The 16,040-nt window shown below is 73.5% G+C and carries 10 protein-coding genes and 1 pseudogene; 3 read left to right on the forward strand and 8 right to left on the reverse strand.

Going from position 1 to position 16,040, the window contains the following annotated elements; translation table 11 throughout:
* Window positions 1-12: 12 nt before the first annotated feature.
* On the forward strand, window positions 13-2,148 hold the full coding sequence (locus H4W31_RS39340; RefSeq protein ID WP_192771224.1) for a M14 family zinc carboxypeptidase: 2,136 nt from the start codon (window positions 13-15) through the stop codon (window positions 2,146-2,148).
* A gap of 110 nt (window positions 2,149-2,258) precedes the next feature.
* Window positions 2,259-2,981, forward strand: a complete 723-nt coding sequence (locus tag H4W31_RS44615; RefSeq protein WP_192771225.1) for a fasciclin domain-containing protein — start codon at window positions 2,259-2,261, stop codon at window positions 2,979-2,981.
* A 22-nt stretch (window positions 2,982-3,003) separates the two neighbouring features.
* Here the strand turns inward: H4W31_RS44615 and H4W31_RS39350 are convergent, their stop codons facing one another.
* From H4W31_RS39350 to trpC, 6 genes and pseudogenes are all read right to left on the reverse strand, one after another.
* A complete protein-coding gene (locus tag H4W31_RS39350; protein WP_192771226.1) occupies window positions 3,004-6,891 on the reverse strand; it encodes an ATP-binding protein in 3,888 nt (1,295 codons plus the stop codon).
* 189 nt (window positions 6,892-7,080) lie between these two features.
* Window positions 7,081-8,280 carry an FAD-dependent oxidoreductase gene (locus H4W31_RS39355; RefSeq protein WP_192771227.1) on the reverse strand — a complete coding sequence of 400 codons (1,200 nt, stop codon included), beginning with the start codon at window positions 8,278-8,280 and terminating at the stop codon, window positions 7,081-7,083.
* Between the two features lie 263 nt (window positions 8,281-8,543).
* Window positions 8,544-9,767: pseudogene (lgt, locus tag H4W31_RS39360) on the reverse strand (prolipoprotein diacylglyceryl transferase); the annotation flags it as partial.
* A gap of 275 nt (window positions 9,768-10,042) precedes the next feature.
* Entirely contained in the window at window positions 10,043-10,837 is a 795-nt protein-coding gene (trpA, locus tag H4W31_RS39365) for a tryptophan synthase subunit alpha (RefSeq protein ID WP_192772750.1), read from the reverse strand.
* Window positions 10,838-10,896: 59 nt separating this feature from the next.
* The gene (gene trpB, locus H4W31_RS39370) at window positions 10,897-12,138 is read right to left on the reverse strand and encodes a tryptophan synthase subunit beta (protein WP_192771229.1); all 1,242 of its coding nucleotides are present in this window, start codon (window positions 12,136-12,138) and stop codon (window positions 10,897-10,899) included.
* A gap of 120 nt (window positions 12,139-12,258) precedes the next feature.
* Window positions 12,259-13,062: an indole-3-glycerol phosphate synthase TrpC gene (gene trpC, locus H4W31_RS39375; protein WP_192772751.1), complete on the reverse strand. Its 804-nt coding sequence runs from the start codon at window positions 13,060-13,062 to the stop codon at window positions 12,259-12,261.
* 450 nt (window positions 13,063-13,512) lie between these two features.
* Between trpC and H4W31_RS39380 the strand changes: the two genes are divergently transcribed.
* Window positions 13,513-13,818 (forward strand): hypothetical protein, encoded by a 306-nt coding sequence (locus H4W31_RS39380; protein WP_192771230.1) that lies wholly within the window; start codon window positions 13,513-13,515, stop codon window positions 13,816-13,818.
* 41 nt (window positions 13,819-13,859) lie between these two features.
* Here the strand turns inward: H4W31_RS39380 and H4W31_RS39385 are convergent, their stop codons facing one another.
* Both H4W31_RS39385 and H4W31_RS39390 read right to left on the reverse strand, forming a co-directional pair.
* A complete protein-coding gene (locus tag H4W31_RS39385; protein WP_192771231.1) occupies window positions 13,860-14,441 on the reverse strand; it encodes a Trp biosynthesis-associated membrane protein in 582 nt (193 codons plus the stop codon).
* On the reverse strand, window positions 14,438-16,027 hold the full coding sequence (locus H4W31_RS39390; protein ID WP_192771232.1) for an anthranilate synthase component I: 1,590 nt from the start codon (window positions 16,025-16,027) through the stop codon (window positions 14,438-14,440). Before H4W31_RS39390 ends, H4W31_RS39385 begins: the two co-directional genes overlap by 4 nt.
* Between the last annotated feature and the right edge of the window lie 13 nt (window positions 16,028-16,040).

A 16,040-nucleotide genomic window follows, 5' to 3' on the forward strand; every position in this document is an offset into this window, starting at 1 on the left:
CTCGGAGTTCACATGAGAATAAGACGACCGACGGTAGTTGTTATATCGACACTGCTGGCCGCCTCCCTCGGCGTCGTCACCGCCCCGTCGATGGCACTGGGCCAGCCGGCAGCGGCGCTGCAGATCGCCGTCGCGGAGCCGAACCAGGTCACCGGGCTCACCGTCACCCAGGCCGACGGGTACGCCACGCTGGCGTGGACGCCGGTCGACGGCGCCACCGACTACCAGATCGAGCGCACCCCCGTCGACGCCGGGAACGTCGCCACCGGTCCGGCCGTGATCGTCGGCGTGTGGCGCCCGAACCGGCAGATCAACAACGAGTCACCCACCTTCGCCGACGCCGGGTTCAGCCCGGGCGACCGGTTCTCCTGGCGGGTACGCGCCCGGTTCGACACCACCGAGCAGCCGTACTCCACCCCGGCCTCCGGCAGCACGCTGTCGCCCTGGGGCAACCCGAACGTTCCGGGCGAGAGCCTGCGTACCCAGTGGGAGACCACCAAGGCGGCGCAGTACACCAGCGACGTCGACGAGTACGCGTACACCGCCGAGATCGACCGGCTCAGCGAGCGCGTCCGGGTGGTGGAGATCGGCCGTACGGTGCTGAACCGGCCGATCAACATGCTCGTCTTCGGCTACCCGACCCCGCCGACCACCGCGCAGGCCGTCGCGGCGACCTCGCCGCTGGCGGTCAACTGCAACGTGCACGGCAACGAGCCCGGTGACCGCGAGGCCTGCCTGGTGCTGGCCCGCAAGCTGGCCTTCGGCAAGGACGCCAAGACCGTCGACCTGCTGTCGCACACCACCGTGCTGATCGTTCCGACGATCAACGGTGACGGGCGGGCCGCCAACACCCGGGGCAACTCGACCGGGCAGGACCTCAACCGCGACTACTCGCTGATCCGCCAGCCGGAGACGGCGGCGTACGTCCGGATGCTGCGCGACTACCGCCCCGTGGCCGGCTACGACGGGCACGAGTACGGCAACTCCACCGCCGGTGACCTGCCGATGCTCCCGCCACGACACCAGAACGTGGCGAAGCAGATCTTCGACGAGTCGATGGACATGATCGAAGACCACATGTACGTGCAGGGCGCCAAGGACGGCTGGTGGGCCTGCCCGTACGGCTGCCAGGGCGGCAGTGGCGTGGGGCTGAGCGAGGAGACGATCCTGCGCAACACCCTGGGCCTGAAGAACACGGTGAACTCGCTGCTGGAGCTGCGCAGCTCCGGTGGCCAGACCCGGCCCGACGAGGGCAACACCGCGAACAACCGGCGCCGCAAGACGTACTCGGCGTTCTGGACGTTCAGCCAGTTCTTCGACTACCACCGGGCCAGCCTGCCCGCCATCAAGCAGGCGCGGAGCGAGGCGATCGAGTTCCAGGCCTCGAACACCGGTCGACTCGTCTTCCGGGGCTCCCGGCCGATCCCGCTGCACCCGGCACCGCACCCGGGTGAGGCCGGACCGCGCGACGACCTGCCCGAGCCGGAGATGATCCTGGACAACGCCCCCTGTGCCTACAAGCTCACCGAGGAGCAGTACAACGGGGCACGCACCGACGGTCCCGGCGGGGTGGGCGCCACCGTGGCGCAGCGGATCGCCGCGCACGGCTGGAAGGTCGTCAAGGCCGCCGACGGGTACTACGTGCCGCTGGCCCAGCCGGAGCGGGGCCTGATCCCGCTGCTGCTCGACGCCCAGGGCGCCGAGGAGTGGGTGGACGGCCAGCGGGTCTACCCGACCAGCACGGGCCGGCACAACGGGCCGCTGAGCGTCTCCGGCTTCACCTGCATCTCGGGTGGCACGGTGAACGGTCCGGTCACGGTCCGGCCGGGCGCGGTGTTCATCGCCACCGGTACGACGATCAGCGGTCCGGTCAGCTCGTCCGGTGCCGCCGGCGTCTTCCTGGCCAACAGCACGGTGCGGGGTCCGGTGCAGGTCTCCGGCACCACCAACGCCGTGTCGCTGGTCGACAACCGGATCTCCGGACCGGTCGCCCTGTCGCTCAACAACACCGGCAGCGACGTACCGCTGCTGGCCGGCAACTCCGTGAGCGGTCCGCTGAGCTGTGCGCTGAACAGCCCGGCACCGACCAACCTCGGTGTGCCGAACCAGGTGAACGGCCCCAAGGCGGGCCAGTGCGCGGCGCTCTGAGCCGCGTCCGGCGGTGACCTGAGCACCACCGGTCCTCGCCGTACCGGCAGGTCGGGCGCGACGCCCGGCCTGCCGGTACGACACCTTGCAAGCCCCTCGTGGAGGTTGTCGTGTCCGAGCCGTCCCACCCGTCCCAGCTACCTGGCCACCTCGGTCGGGCGGCCGGACGTACCCGTGATCACCGGGCGTCGTGGCGCGGACCGGTCCGCCTCGCCGCCGCCGCGCTGCTGGTGGCGGCCACGACCGTCGGCTGCACGGACTCCGATGCGGCCGACCAGGGCGCGGCGGCGCGGGCGGCCGCCCAGCCGGCGGGTCCGGTGACCGGGCCGCTCTGCTCGGCGCTGCCCTCCGGCAGCGACCCGGGAAACCCGGCGTCCCTGGCCAAGGAGCCCGGTGACGTGGCGTTGCAGTGGATCCCGGTGCTCACCCGGTTCGAGGCGGCGGTACGGGCAGCGGACGTGTCGGCCGAACTCCGCGATCCGGACGGGGTGACCATCCTGGCGCCCACCGACGACGCGTTCGCGAAGAAGTTCTCCGAGGACAACCTCGACAATCTGATGATCAAGCAGAAGGACGAGCTGCGTACGCTGCTCCGGGCGCATCTCGTCGCCGGCTCACACTCGCTGGCCGACCTGGTCGCGAAGGGCAGAGTCAGTACGCTCGACGGCACGTCCGTCACGATCACCCGGGCCGACCCGATGGCCCGGATCGGCGACCACACCCAGGCTGTCTGCGCCGACTACCAGGTCAAGGGCGGCCGGATCCACATCATCAACGGAGTGCTCGGCAGCCTGCCGACGACCGCCGACGCCAACGGCGACCCGGCCCACTGAGGCCCCGCGCGCCCGACCTGGTCTACGGATCGCCCTCCGGCGGCACGGCGGCCAGTACGGCGTCGAGCGGCGCGTCCCGGCCGTACCGGTGGGCCACCGCGAAGGCGCCGGTACCGAGGAGTGACCCGGCCGCCCCGGGCGAGCCGAGACGCCATCCGTCCGCCTCCGGCCGCCATCCGACCGGTTCCGAGCCGGGTCGCCAGCCACCCGACCCCGACCGCCGCCCATCCGCTTCCGGGCCGGGTCGCCAGCCACCCGCCCCGGGTTGCCGGCCGTCCGGTTCCGGGCCGGGCCAGCCGGTCGTCCGGGGCCACCCGCCCGCCCCGGGTCGGCCCTCCGCTCGGGTCCGCCCGGCCCGTCTCGACCGGGTCGGCCCGTCCAACTGGGCGCGCAGTGCCCGCTCGGTCGCCTCGGCGTCCGGTCGCTCGCAGGCCGGCACCGGAGCGCCGATCTCCGCACGGATCCGGTCCGCCGCGCCGAGCAGTCGGGCACCCCGGATCGGCTCGCCCTCCAGCCGGGCCACCTCCGCCAACGCCTCCAGTACGCTCGCCGTCCGCCACAGGTCGCCGACCCGGCGGTGCTCGGCGAGGCTGATCCGCAGATGTCCCGCCGCCTGTCGGGTACGCCCGCCACGCAACTCGACCAGGCCGCGCAGGTTGTGCGCCCAGCCGACTCCCTCGGGGAACCCGATCGCCGAGTGCCGGCGCAGGGCCACGTCGAGCAGCGACGACGCCCGGTCGATGTCGCCCTGGTAGAGCGCGACCGCGCCGAGGTTCATCAGCGCGCTGGCCGCCGCCAGGGCATCGCCCAGCCGTTCGTGTCGGCGCAGGCTCGCCCGCAGCCGCGAGTAGGCCCGGTCCAGATCGCCCGCGAGCCACGCGGTGAAGCCCCGCAGCTCCGTGGTCTGTGCCTCGCCCCACTCGTCGTCACACTCGGCGAAGATGGCGCCGGCGGTGGCGAGGTGGCGGGCGGACTCGGCGTACCGGGCCTGCTCCCGGGCCACCGAGCCCAGAATCAGCTCCACCCGGGCCTGGGTCCTGCGGTCCCCGGTGCCCCGACAGGCGGTCCGGGCCAGCTTCGCGTGCTCGATCGCGGCGGGATAGTCACAGCGCAGCATCGCCAGCATCGCCGCGCCGATCCCGGCCCGGGCCCGCAGCGCGGGCGGTGCCGCCGGATGCCGCGCCAACGCCCCCGCCAGCCATCGGTGCCCGTCCCGGTAGTGGCCCTCCAGCCGGCAGTACATCGACAGCGCGGTGGCCAGCCGGAGGTCACCGTGCACGGGTCCACCGGCCCCCGCCTCGGCCAGCCAGGTCATCGCCGAACGCAGGTTGGAGTCCTCGGCCCGCAACCGGGAGAGCCACCGGTCCTGGACCGCGCCGCGAAGCTGGGCATCGGCCCGCTCGGCCAGGCCCAGGCAGTACGTCGCGAGATCCTGCCGGGCGGCGACCTCGGCCCCGGAGGCGACCAGCCTGGACAGGGCGTGCCGCCGGATCGGAGCCAGCATCCGGTAGCGGACCGGCATCGCCTCGGACGGCTGGCCGGAGGTCGGCGACGATTCGGCCGGCTCGCCGGGCAGCGGCTCCGCCAACGACGCCTCGACCAGCGCGGCCAGGTCGGCCGGGGCCGACGCCCCACCCATCGCCTCGGCCAGTTCGGCGTCGAAGCCACCGGCACAGATCGAGAGCCGGTCGAAGAGCCGGCAGGCGTCGGGCTCCAACTGGGCCAGGCTGGACTCGACCGCGGCGGCAATGCTCCGGTGCCGGTCCGGCGTCCTCGGATCCGAGCTCCGCAGCAGCCGTACGTCGGCCCGGAGGCGAGTCGTGATCTCGTTGACGCTCAGCATTGGCGTACGCGCCGCCGCCAGTTCGATCGCCAGCGGCAGTCCGTCGAGTTCGGCGCAGAGCCGTACGACCGCTTCGGCGCTGGCCTCGGGAACCGGGCGACCGGAGAACTCGTGGGCGCGTTCGAGGAAGAGCCGGGTGGCCGGATGTGCCCGGAGCGCGGCGATGTCGTGCCCGCTCGCCGGCTCGGGTACGGCCAGCGCCGGCACCCGGATCCGCGACTCGCCCGGCACCCGCAGCGCGACCCGGCTGGTCGCCAGCACCCGCAGTCCCGGGCACTGCGACAGCAGCCGCCCGACCAGCTCCGCACAACCCGTGACCAGGTGTTCGCAGTTGTCCAGCACCAGCAGGGCCGGTACGGCGCCGAGATCGGCGACCAGCGCCTCGACGAGGTCCCGCCCCAGGTCGGGTACGCCGAGCGCGGCGGCCACCGCCTGAGGTACCCGTACCGGGCTCTCCACCGCGGTGAGGTCGACGAACCAGACCGGCCGGTCGGTGACCCGTCCCGCCGCGGCCACCGCCAGCCGGGTCTTGCCGGCGCCCCCGGTACCGGTCAGGCTGACCAACCGATGCTGGTCGAGGCGCTGCCCGACGACGTCGAGCAGGTCCTCGCGGCCGAGTAGCGCGGTGAGCGGGACCGGGAGCCGGGCCGCCGCACGTGCCCGGGACGCCGGACGACCCGTGCCGGCCTCCGGGACCGGTTCGCCGCGCTGCCCCGTCGCCCAGTCCTCCGGCAGCTCTCCCCGTTGCGCCGCCTCCGCCAGCGCGCAGATCCGACCGGCCGGCTCGACGCCCAACTGCTCCGAGAACACCTCCCGGGCGCGGCGCTGTACCTGCGCGGCAGCCCGCCGCCCGTCGGCCAGGAAGGACGCCACCAGCAGCAACTCCCAGAGCCGGGCTCGCAGTGGCCGGCCGGCCACCGCCACCGACAGCTCCCCGACCGCGGTACGAGCCAGCCTGGTACCAGCGGCACCGGCTGCCACCACGGACCGGTCGGCGACGGGGCCACCGGCGGCGGCGTACGCCGAGACCGCCAGTCGCAGCAGGCACTCCCACCGGTCCTCGAACGCGTCGAACCGGGCCTGTCGCAGCCGGCGTACCTCGACGGCGGCCCACCCCGACGGACACAGCCGGTGGCCGCGCAGCGGCTCGCCTCCCGCCTCGGCCAGCGGCTGACCGGTCGGCTCCGGCGAACCGGGTACGGTCGGCGGGACGATCTCCGGACGGGCACCGGGCGGCAGCGTCCCGGAGCAGGTCACGACCGCCGGTTCCGGGGCCACGCCGGTGCCGGGGCAGGTCACGCTCGGCGGGACGATCTCCGGACGGGCACCGGGCGGCAGCGTCCCGGAGCAGGTCACGACCGCCGGGTCCGGGACGAGACCGGTGCCGGGCCCGGGGGTGGCCGGGTCGGACCAGGTGGCGAGCGCGGCGCCGAACAGGCGGCCGGCGGCCGGAAGGTCACCGGCGGCCATCCGGCGACGGGCCCGGGCGACGAGCCGGATGAACCGGTGCGCGTCGATCCGGCTGCCCGGCAGTCGCAGCCGGTAACCAGCGGGTCCGATCTCCAGCGCGTCCGGCGATCCGCAGTCGGCGAGCGCGGCGGCCAACAGGGTGGCCGGCCGGTCCAGGATCCGAACGTCCGCCCGCACCGCTCCGTCGACAGCGGCTCGGGCGTGCCGGGGACCGTCGACAGGGGCGCGCGGCGACGTAGGACCGTCGACAGCAGCTCCGGTATGCCCGGGACCGTCGACAGCGGCGCACGGCGACGTAGGACCGTCGACAGCGGCTCCGGTATGCCCGGGACCGTCGACGGGGGCGCATGGCGACGTCGGGTCGTCGGCTCGGGTCCGGGCGGTGCCGGAGGTGCCGATCGCCGCCAGTAGCTCCGCGTCGGGGACCGGCTCGCCGGCCCGGAGGGCGAGCAGGCCGAGCAGCAGGCGCGACTCGTCCGGCAGGGCCACCGGTCCGTCCGGTCCGATCAGCCGGACTGGTCCGAGCAGCCGTACCTCGCCTCCGGTGGTGACCGGCCGGTCCGTGTTGGCCTGCTGACCAGGCACGCTGTGCCGCAACTGGGAGCCCTCGCCTTCGCTTGCGGCAAGTGTGCGACGCGGCGACGCGGAGGGCATACCCCCGATCGGTCGGTTAGCCCGCGAACCGGAGGGTCCGGCGCGACCCGCTTGGGCAGCGGCCCCCTTCGATTCGGATACCACCTGATCGACCGGCTGCGGACGACCCGGCAGTCGAAGATCGCCGGATGGTCAGGCCGGCGGCCGCCACTGGGCGGCTGCGGTCGCCGCGCTGCCCATCAGGCGGGGCGTGATGGTGCCGAGGGCCGCGTCACGAGCTCGTAGCGCCAGCCGGCCCCGGGTCTGCAGCACCGCCGACATCCGCCGGGTCTGCCGGACCACCGTCACGGCCCGGGGACGGCGCAACCGGCTGTACGACTCAACCGCCTCGCGCAGCGGTGCGCCGGGTACCGCCTCGCGAACCACCGAACGCAACGTCGCGGCGTCCTCCAGCGCCAGGCAGGCACCCTGGCCGAGGTGGTGCGGCATCGCGTGCGCGGAGTCGCCGAGCAGTACAACCCCACCCGCACCGGCCGGGAAGCCGTACGACTTGGGCAGCGGGCGCAGTTCGCGTACCTCCTGCTGGACCAGGTCCTCCGGCTCCGTCGCGGCGAGCAGGTCACCGATCGGCGCCGGCCAGTCGGCGAACCAGCGCCGGAGCAGGGTGAGCTGGGTCGCGGGCGACTCCGGCCGGGACGCGCCGGCCGCGGTCGCCACCCAGTAGATCCCGCCCCGGGTGGAGCCGCCGGACGAGCCACGGTCACCCAGCGACGCCGCGACGAATCGATAGCCGGCGCCGAGCGTCTCCCCGTCGACCGGCCGGTCGACCGGAAGCTGAGGAGCGCGGTACCACGGGATGACCGCCCGCCAGGCGGCACAGCCGGAGCTGACCACGGTGGCACCGGGAGCCAGCCGGCGACGTACGGCGCTGTCGATGCCGTCCGCCGCGACCACCAGGTCGGCCTCGTAACTGCTCCGCCCGTCGCCGACGCTCGGCCGTTCGCCGTCGGTCGCCCGCACGGTCCGCACCTCGACCCCGGTCCGGATCTCCACCCGGTCGCCGAGCCCGGCGACCAGCGCGTCGTGCAGGTCCTCCCGGTGTACGACGACCGGAGCGCGGTCGCTCGGCACGGGACGGGGCTGCACCAGCCAGTGCCCGTCGGGGCGCCGGACGCCCACGTCGGGCAACGGGGTCGCGATCGCCGCCAGGCCCTCGCCGAGGCCGAGCGCGCGCAGCGCCCGCAGCCCGTTGGGCCAGAGCACCAGTGCGGTGCGCTCGGCGCGGACCCGGTCACCACGTTCGAGCAGCGTCACCTGCCAACCGGACCGGGCCAGTGCGCCGGCCGTCGCCAGCCCACCGATCCCGGCGCCCACCACCACGGCCGTACGCATCGGTCCGGCTCCCCTGCTCAACGGTCCCGGTCGGCGTTCCCCGGCGCGGCCCCGGCATCGGCCGGCTCGCCGTCGCCGTTGCGACCCGCTGCGGTCACCGTACCGTCGTCGGTGGCCGTCTTGTCGACACCGTCGGCGGTGGCCGTCTTGCCCGGGTCACCGGCGGAGGCCGGTTGGACCGCGCTCTCGGCGGTGGCCGTCCTGGCAGCGCCACCGGCGGTGGCCGTCTTGGCGGCGTTGTCCGCGGTGGCCGTCCTGGCGGCGTTGTCCGCGGTGGCCGTCCTGGCGGTGTTGTCCGCGGTGGCCGCCTCGGGGACAGCGTCGGTGGCGGCCGTCTCGTCGACGCGGCCGACGGGGGCCAGCTGCTCCGCGTCGTCGTCGGAGGCCGCCTCGTCGTCGTCCGGATCGCCGGAGTCGTCGGACGACGCCCGCTCCGTCGGCTCCTCCGGCGGTATCTCGCCGGTTTCCTGGTACCGGCCGAACTGTTCCTCGGTGACCACCCGGTAGGCCGTCGGTATGCCGATGGCGCCCGGCGCACGCGACACGTCGACCTGGGACACGTCGACCTGGGACACGTCGCTCGCGGCGGGAGCGCCCGAGGTGACCGGTACGGCGGCGGCACCGTCGAGCGGGATGAGGTACTCCTGCGGTCCACGGACCCGTACGAAGTAGATCAACGCGCCGAGGAAGACCAGTACCGCGGTCCAGACGTTGAGTCGTGCGCCGAGGATCTCGGTCGCCTTGTCGGTACGCATCATCTCGATCCAGAACCGTCCGGCGGTGTAGCCCATGACGTAGAGCGCGAACGCGCGCCCACGGCCGAGCTTGAGCCGGCGGTCGAGAAGCAGGACGAAGCCGGCGACCCCGATGTTCCAGATCGCCTCGTAGAGGAAGGTGGGATGGAAGAGCCCCGGCTCGAGAACCGGGTTTCCGCTGTCGTCGCGGAGCGCGTGCCCGGGGTTGGTGCCGTCCATCCGGTGGATCTCCAGGCCCCACGGCAGGGTGGTCGGCCCGCCGAAGAGTTCGTTGTTGAACCAGTTGCCCACCCGCCCGACGGCCTGGGCGAGCGGCAGCCCGGGCGCGAGGGCGTCGGCCACCACGGTCAGCGGAATGCCGAGCTGCCGGGCGGCCAGCCAGGCTCCCACGGCGCCACCGGCGACGGCTCCCCAGATGCCCAGGCCGCCCTCCCAGATGTAGAGCGCCTTGATCGGCTCGCCACCGTCACCGAAGTAGTCCCCGGGTGAGGTGATCACGTGGTAGATCCGGGCACCGACGATGCCGAACGGCACCGCCCAGACCGCGATGTCCAGCACCGCCCACGGCGCGACGCCACGGCGGCGCATCCGAAGCTCGGTCACCACGCAGGCGACCACGATGCCGAGCACGATGCAGAGCGCGTAGGCCCGGATGGGCACCGGTCCGACCTGCCATACGGCAGTGGCGGGACTGGGCAGGGCCGCCTGGGGAGATAGCGAGGCGAGGGTCACGGGTGCACAGGCTACCGTCGCAACCCGTCCCAGCGGCACCCCGGTCCGGTTGGCAACCGCGAGCGATCGCATCCTGGTTTGGTGGGTTACACCCGGTTTAACCGCAGGTGTCGGTTGTACCCGACCAGTCCGGGCCGACGCCTCAGATCCCCGCCCGACCGGCACCTTCGACCACGTCGGGATCGACGACGTCGCCGGACAGGTACGGCCGGCGGCACGGTCGACCCGGCCGGCGGACTGTCGGCGCAGGGTACCCCCGGCCCCGGTCGGCCGGTTCAGCGCTGGACGGCGCGAACACCCTCGGCGAGTTCGGCGCTGAGGGTACGCAGCGCGGCCAGCCCGGTCGCCTCGTCGGGCGTGTCCAGCAGGCACCGGATCAGCGCGCTGCCGACGATCACCCCGTCGGCGTACCGGCCGACCTCGGCCGCCTGCACACCGTTGCCCACGCCGAGACCCACCCCGACGGGCAGCCCGGTTACCGCCCGGACCCGGGAGACCAGGGTCGGTGCCGCGTCCGAGGTGCGCTCGCGCGCCCCGGTGACCCCCATCAGCGCGGTCGCGTAGACGAAGCCCCGGCAGTGCCCGACCGTCATCGCGAGCCGCTCGTCGGTGGACGAGGGCGCCACCAGGAATGTCCGGTCCAGGCCGTACGCCTCGGAGGCGGCGAGCCACTCGCCGGCCTCCTCCGGGATCAGGTCCGGCGTGATCAGGCCGGTGCCACCGGCGGCGGAGAGGTCGCGGGCGAACGCGTCGACGCCGTACCGCTCGATCGGGTTCCAGTAGGTCATCGTGACCACCGGCGCCCCGGTCCCGGCGACCGCCTCGATGATCCGCAACGTGTCGGCGGTGCGTACGCCTCCGGCGAGCGCGATGTCGCTGGCCCGCTGGATGACCGGCCCGTCCATCACCGGATCGGAGTACGGAATCTCCACCTCGATCACGTCGACCCCGGCCGAGACCATGGCGGTCATCGCGGCGATGCTGCCCTCGACGGTCGGGAACCCGGCCGGCATGCAGCCGATCAGCACCGCCCGCCCCTCGGCGCGCGCCTTCTCGAACGCGACCGCGATGCTGCGCTCGGCCGCCCCGCCCGGGCCGGGCGCCGCGACGGACTGATCTACGCCGCTGCTCACGCCTGCTCCCCGTCGAGGATGCCGAAGTACTCGCCGGCGGTGTGTACGTCCTTGTCGCCCCGCCCGGACAGGTTGACCAGGATGGTGGGCTTCCGGCCCAGCTCCGCGGTCAGGGCCGGGATGATCTTCAGTGTCCCGGCCAGCGCGTGCGCGCTCTCGATCGCCGGGATGATCCCCTCGGTCCGGCAGAGCAGCTGGAACGCGCTCATCGCCTCGGCATCGGTCACCGGCGCGTACCGGGCCCGACCGATGTCGTGCAGCCAGGCGTGCTCGGGGCCGACCCCGGGGTAGTCCAGCCCGGCCGAGATCGAGTGCGACTCCCGGGTCTGCCCGTCCTCGTCCTGCAAAACGTAGGTACGGGCGCCGTGCAGTACCCCGGACGAACCGCCGGTGATGCTGGCCGCGTGCCGCCCGGTCTCGACCCCGTCGCCGCCGGCCTCGAAGCCGTACAGCCGGACGTCGTCGTCCGGAACGAACGCGTGGAAGATGCCGAGCGCGTTGGAGCCGCCGCCGACACACGCCGCGACCGCGTCCGGCAGTTTGCCGTCGAGGTCCAGGGACTGCTGGCGCGCCTCGACCCCGATGCCCCGGACGAAGTCGCGGACCATCGCGGGGAACGGATGTGGGCCGGCGGTGCTGCCGATGATGTAGTGGGTCCGGTCGACGTTGGCGACCCAGTCCCGCATCGCCTCGTTCATCGCGTCCTTGAGCGTGCGTGAACCGGACGTCACCGGCACCACCGTGGCACCGAGCATCCGCATCCGGGCCACGTTGAGGGCCTGCCGCTGGGTGTCCACCTCACCCATGTAGACCACGCACTCCAGATCGAGGTACGCGGCCGCGGTCGCGGTCGCCACCCCGTGCTGGCCCGCACCGGTCTCGGCGATCACCCGGGGCTTGCCCATCCGCTTGGTGAGCAGGGCCTGACCGAGCACGTTCCGGATCTTGTGTGCCCCGGTGTGGTTCAGGTCCTCCCGCTTGAGCAGGATCCGCGCGCCGACCTCGGCGGAGAGCCGCTCCGCCCGGTAGAGCAGGGACGGGATGTTCGCGTACTCGCGCAGCATCGTGCCGAACTCGGCCTGGAACGACTCGTCGGTCAACGCCGTCCGGTACGCCAGGTCGAGCTCGTCGAGCGCGGCCACCAGCGCCTCGGGGACGAACCGTCCGCCGTACCGGCCGTAGTGGCCGGCGCTGTCGGGCGACGAGCCGGCGTTCGCCGGCAACGTGGGGGCGCTCATGCTGACCTGCCTCTGATTCGCGACTGCGGGGCTCGCAACCCCGGCTCACTCCTCGCGCTCATGCTGATCTACCTCTAACTCGCGACTGCGGGGCTCGCAACCCCGGCTCACTCCTCGCGCTCATCGGACGGGGCGGGGGGTGGCGGGGTGGTTGCCGGCGTTGACCAACTCGGCCACCGCCTCGCGCGGACTCTTCTGGGTCACCAGGCCCTCGCCGACCAGTACCGCGTCGGCACCGGCCGAGGCGTACCTGATCAGGTCGTGCGGACCGCGTACGCCGGACTCGGCGATCTTGACGACGCTGTTCGGCAGGCCGGGTGCGATCCGTTCGAAGACCGACCGGTCGACCTCGAGGGTGCGCAGGTTGCGGGCGTTCACCCCGATCACCCGGGCGCCGGCCTCCAGTGCCCGGTCCGCCTCCTCCTCGTCGTGCACCTCGACCAGCGCGGTCATGCCCAGCGACTCGATCCGTTCGAGCAGGCCGACCAGCACGTTCTGTTCCAGCGCGGCGACGATCAGCAGGACGAGGTCGGCTCCGTGCGCCCGGGCCTCGTGCACCTGGTAGCTGGAGACGACGAAGTCCTTGCGGAGTACGGGAATGTCCACCGCCGAACGGACCGCCGCCAGGTCGTCCAGCGACCCACCGAACCAGCGCCCCTCGGTCAGTACGCTGATGCAGCGCGCACCGCCGGCGGCGTAGTCCCCGGCCAGATCGGCCGGATCGGCGATCTCGGCCAGCTGCCCCTTGGACGGCGAGGAGCGCTTGACCTCGGCGATCACCCCGACGCCGGGCCGGCGTAGGGCCGCGTAGGCGTCGCGGGGCGGTACCGCCGCCGCCGCGAGTTGCTTGATCTGCTCCAGCGGAACCAGGAGCTGTCGACGCTCGACGTCCTCCCGGACTCCGGCGAGGATCTCGTCGAGCACGTTGGCGGACGCGGCCGGTGTGGCGTCGTCCCCCTCTGCGTGCGAATGCTCAGCAGTCACCAACGGACTCCCCTCTCCGGGTGTCATGGGCCGATGCTAGGCGCCGCCATGGGGCGGACGCCGTCGGGGGTATGGCGTGCTTCACGAAATGGGCTGGGGCATAATGCCCGACCTTGTGAGTGAAATGTCACGCTGCGCCACCGGAATCTCGATGGCGACCGCAAGCGGGCGGTACCGGATGAACGCGCGGTAACCAGACGCGGGTGTGACCCAGGTCAAGGAAGCCGGAGCCCCCGCCGGAGGTTGGCACAGCAGGAGCGGCAGACCCGGGAACGGAACCGTTGACCCCCGGGTGACCGGTCGGAAACATCGCCTCGGCACCATCAATGTCGGGCACACTGGGCGCGGGAGCCGCGGACCAGTCGGATCGATCTTCGTGCGGGGAAGACCATGAGCGCTGTGAAGCCTGCCTCGACCATCGACGTGACCAGCATCCCCCGGGCCGTACTGTCCGTCGCCGTCGGCGTCGTGCACAGCGTGGAGCGGGCGGTGGTCGGCGACGCGCGGATCCGGACCGCCCGGGGCAACGCCTGGGAGGCGATCTGCGCCGACCGCGACCGGGCGCACCGACGCGACGAGATCCGGGCCCTGGTGGCCGCGCTCGCCGCGACGCCGCCGGCCGGCCTGCCGACGAACGGTCAGCCGACCGTCCGGTCCTCGTCCGGGTCGGAGGCGTCCCGCGCCGCGGTGAACTGACCGTCGGGTCCGCACCCCGGTCCGGCGCGTCCACGCCGTGGTCAGCCGACCGTCGGATCCTCACCCCGGTCCAGCGCGTCCCACGCCGCCCTGGTCCGTCGACCGTCGAGCCGGCTCTCGTCGGCCACCGGGTTCGGTTCGGGCTCGCTTCGGCGTGGCGCCCGCTCGTAGCGCGCACCCATCACCGGCCAGGCCGCCCCGCGCGCGGTGGTGACCCCGCCGGCCACCATCGTCAGCAGGCCACCGAGCACACAGAGCAGCGGCCAGGTGAGCCGGATGTCGCCCTGGTCGGTGCCGAAGCCGCCGTACGCCCCGCCGATCGCGACACCGGCCCCGACCGCCGCCAGCAGCCCACCGACCAGCCGCCGCCCGAGCCCTCGGGTGCCGAGCACCGCGCCGGCTCCGGCCAGCCCGACCAGGGCGAGCGCCGGCAGCCAGGGCAGCAGGTCGGCACCGCTGTGCACCGTCCGGGTGGCCGGCAGTGGTGCCGGTCGGGCGGCCACCTCGACCGCCCAGGTCCGGGTCGCCGCGAAGACCGCCAGGCCCGCACCGAGCAGGCACCCGAGCACGGTGTACGCCAGGACGCGGCGACCGGCCGGCGACGGCTCCCCGGCGTCGCTCACCGAGCCGGCCGCAGGGTTTCGGCGGCCGCGATCGCGGCGAGTACGGCAGCCGCCTTGCTCCGCGTCTCCTGGTCCTCGGCGATCGGGTCGGAGTCGGCGACGATGCCGGCACCGGCCTGCACGTACGCCCGGCCCCGCCGGATCAGCGCGGTCCGGATCGCGATCGCCATGTCCAGGTCCCCGCCGAACCCGAAGTAGCCGACCGTGCCGCCGTACAGCCCCCGGCGGGTCGGTTCCAACTCCTCGATGATCTCCATCGCCCGTACCTTCGGCGCGCCGGAGAGCGTTCCGGCCGGGAAGGTGGCGGCCAGCGCGTCGAAGGCGCTCTGGTCCTCACGGAGCGTCCCCACGACCGTGGAGACGATGTGCATGACGTGGCTGTACCGCTCGATGGTGGCGAACTCCGGCACCTCGACCGTGCCCGGCCGGCACACCCGGCCCAGGTCGTTGCGGCCGAGGTCGACCAGCATCACGTGCTCGGCCCGCTCCTTGGGGTCGCCGAGCAGTTCGGCGGCCAGTCGGCCGTCGTCGGCCGGGGTGCCGCCCCGGGGACGGGTACCGGCGATCGGGTGCAGCAACGCCCGCCGCTGCCCGTCCTCGCCGGCGGTGACCTTGAGATGCGCCTCGGGAGACGAGCCGACGATGTCGAAGTCGTCGAACCGCAACAGGTACATGTACGGGCTGGGGTTCGTGGTCCGGAGCACCCGGTAGACGTCCAGCGGATCGGCCCGGGTCTCCCGCTCGAAGCGCTGGGACACCACGATCTGGAAGCACTCCCCGGCCCGGATCGCCTCCTTGGCCGCCTCGACCGCCTTCGGGTACTCCCCTTCCGGGGTGCGGCTGACCACCTCTCCCGGGGACGGCCGGTCGATGGTGGAGATCATCGGCGGGATCGGCCGGGACAGTGCGGTGGTCATCGCGTCCAGCCGGCCGACCGCCTGGTGGTAGGCCGCCGTCACCTGTGCGACCCGGACCGCCGGCCCGTCCCCGCCGCTGTCCCCGGGTGCGGGCAGGACGGCGTTCGCCACCAGGATCGCGGACCCGTCGAAGTGGTCCAGCACCACGAGATCGGTGGCGAGCATCATGCCCAGTTCGGGTAGCCGCAGGTCGTCCTGGGTCAGCGAGGGCAGCCGCTCGAAGCGCCGGACGACGTCGTACCCGAGATAGCCGACCATCCCGCCGAGCAGCGGCGGAAGTTGGCCGGGGTCCCAGCCGGCCGGGCCGTCGGCCGCGACCGGACCGGTCAGCTCCGCGACGGTCGCCCGCAGCGCCCGCATCGGGTCGCCGCCGGTCGGCAGGCCGACCGGCGGGGTGCCCAGCCAGTGCGCCTCGCCGCCCCGCTCGACCAGGGTGGCGCTGCTGCGCACGCCGACGAAGGAGTACCGGGACCAGGCGGTCCCGGCCGCCCCGGCACCCTGTTCGGCCGATTCCAGCAGGAACGTACCCGGCCCGCCGGCCAGCTTGCGGTAGACCCCGACCGGGGTCTCGCCGTCGGCGAGCAGCCGCCGGATCACCGGCACCACCCGTCGGGTCCGGGCAAGCCGGTGGAAGGTCGCCTCGTCCGGGCTCACCGCTCCGGTGGTCATCCGGTCACCGCCT

Origin of the sequence: Plantactinospora soyae, from assembly GCF_014874095.1 — a bacterium.
Taxonomy (GTDB): domain Bacteria; phylum Actinomycetota; class Actinomycetes; order Mycobacteriales; family Micromonosporaceae; genus Plantactinospora; species Plantactinospora soyae.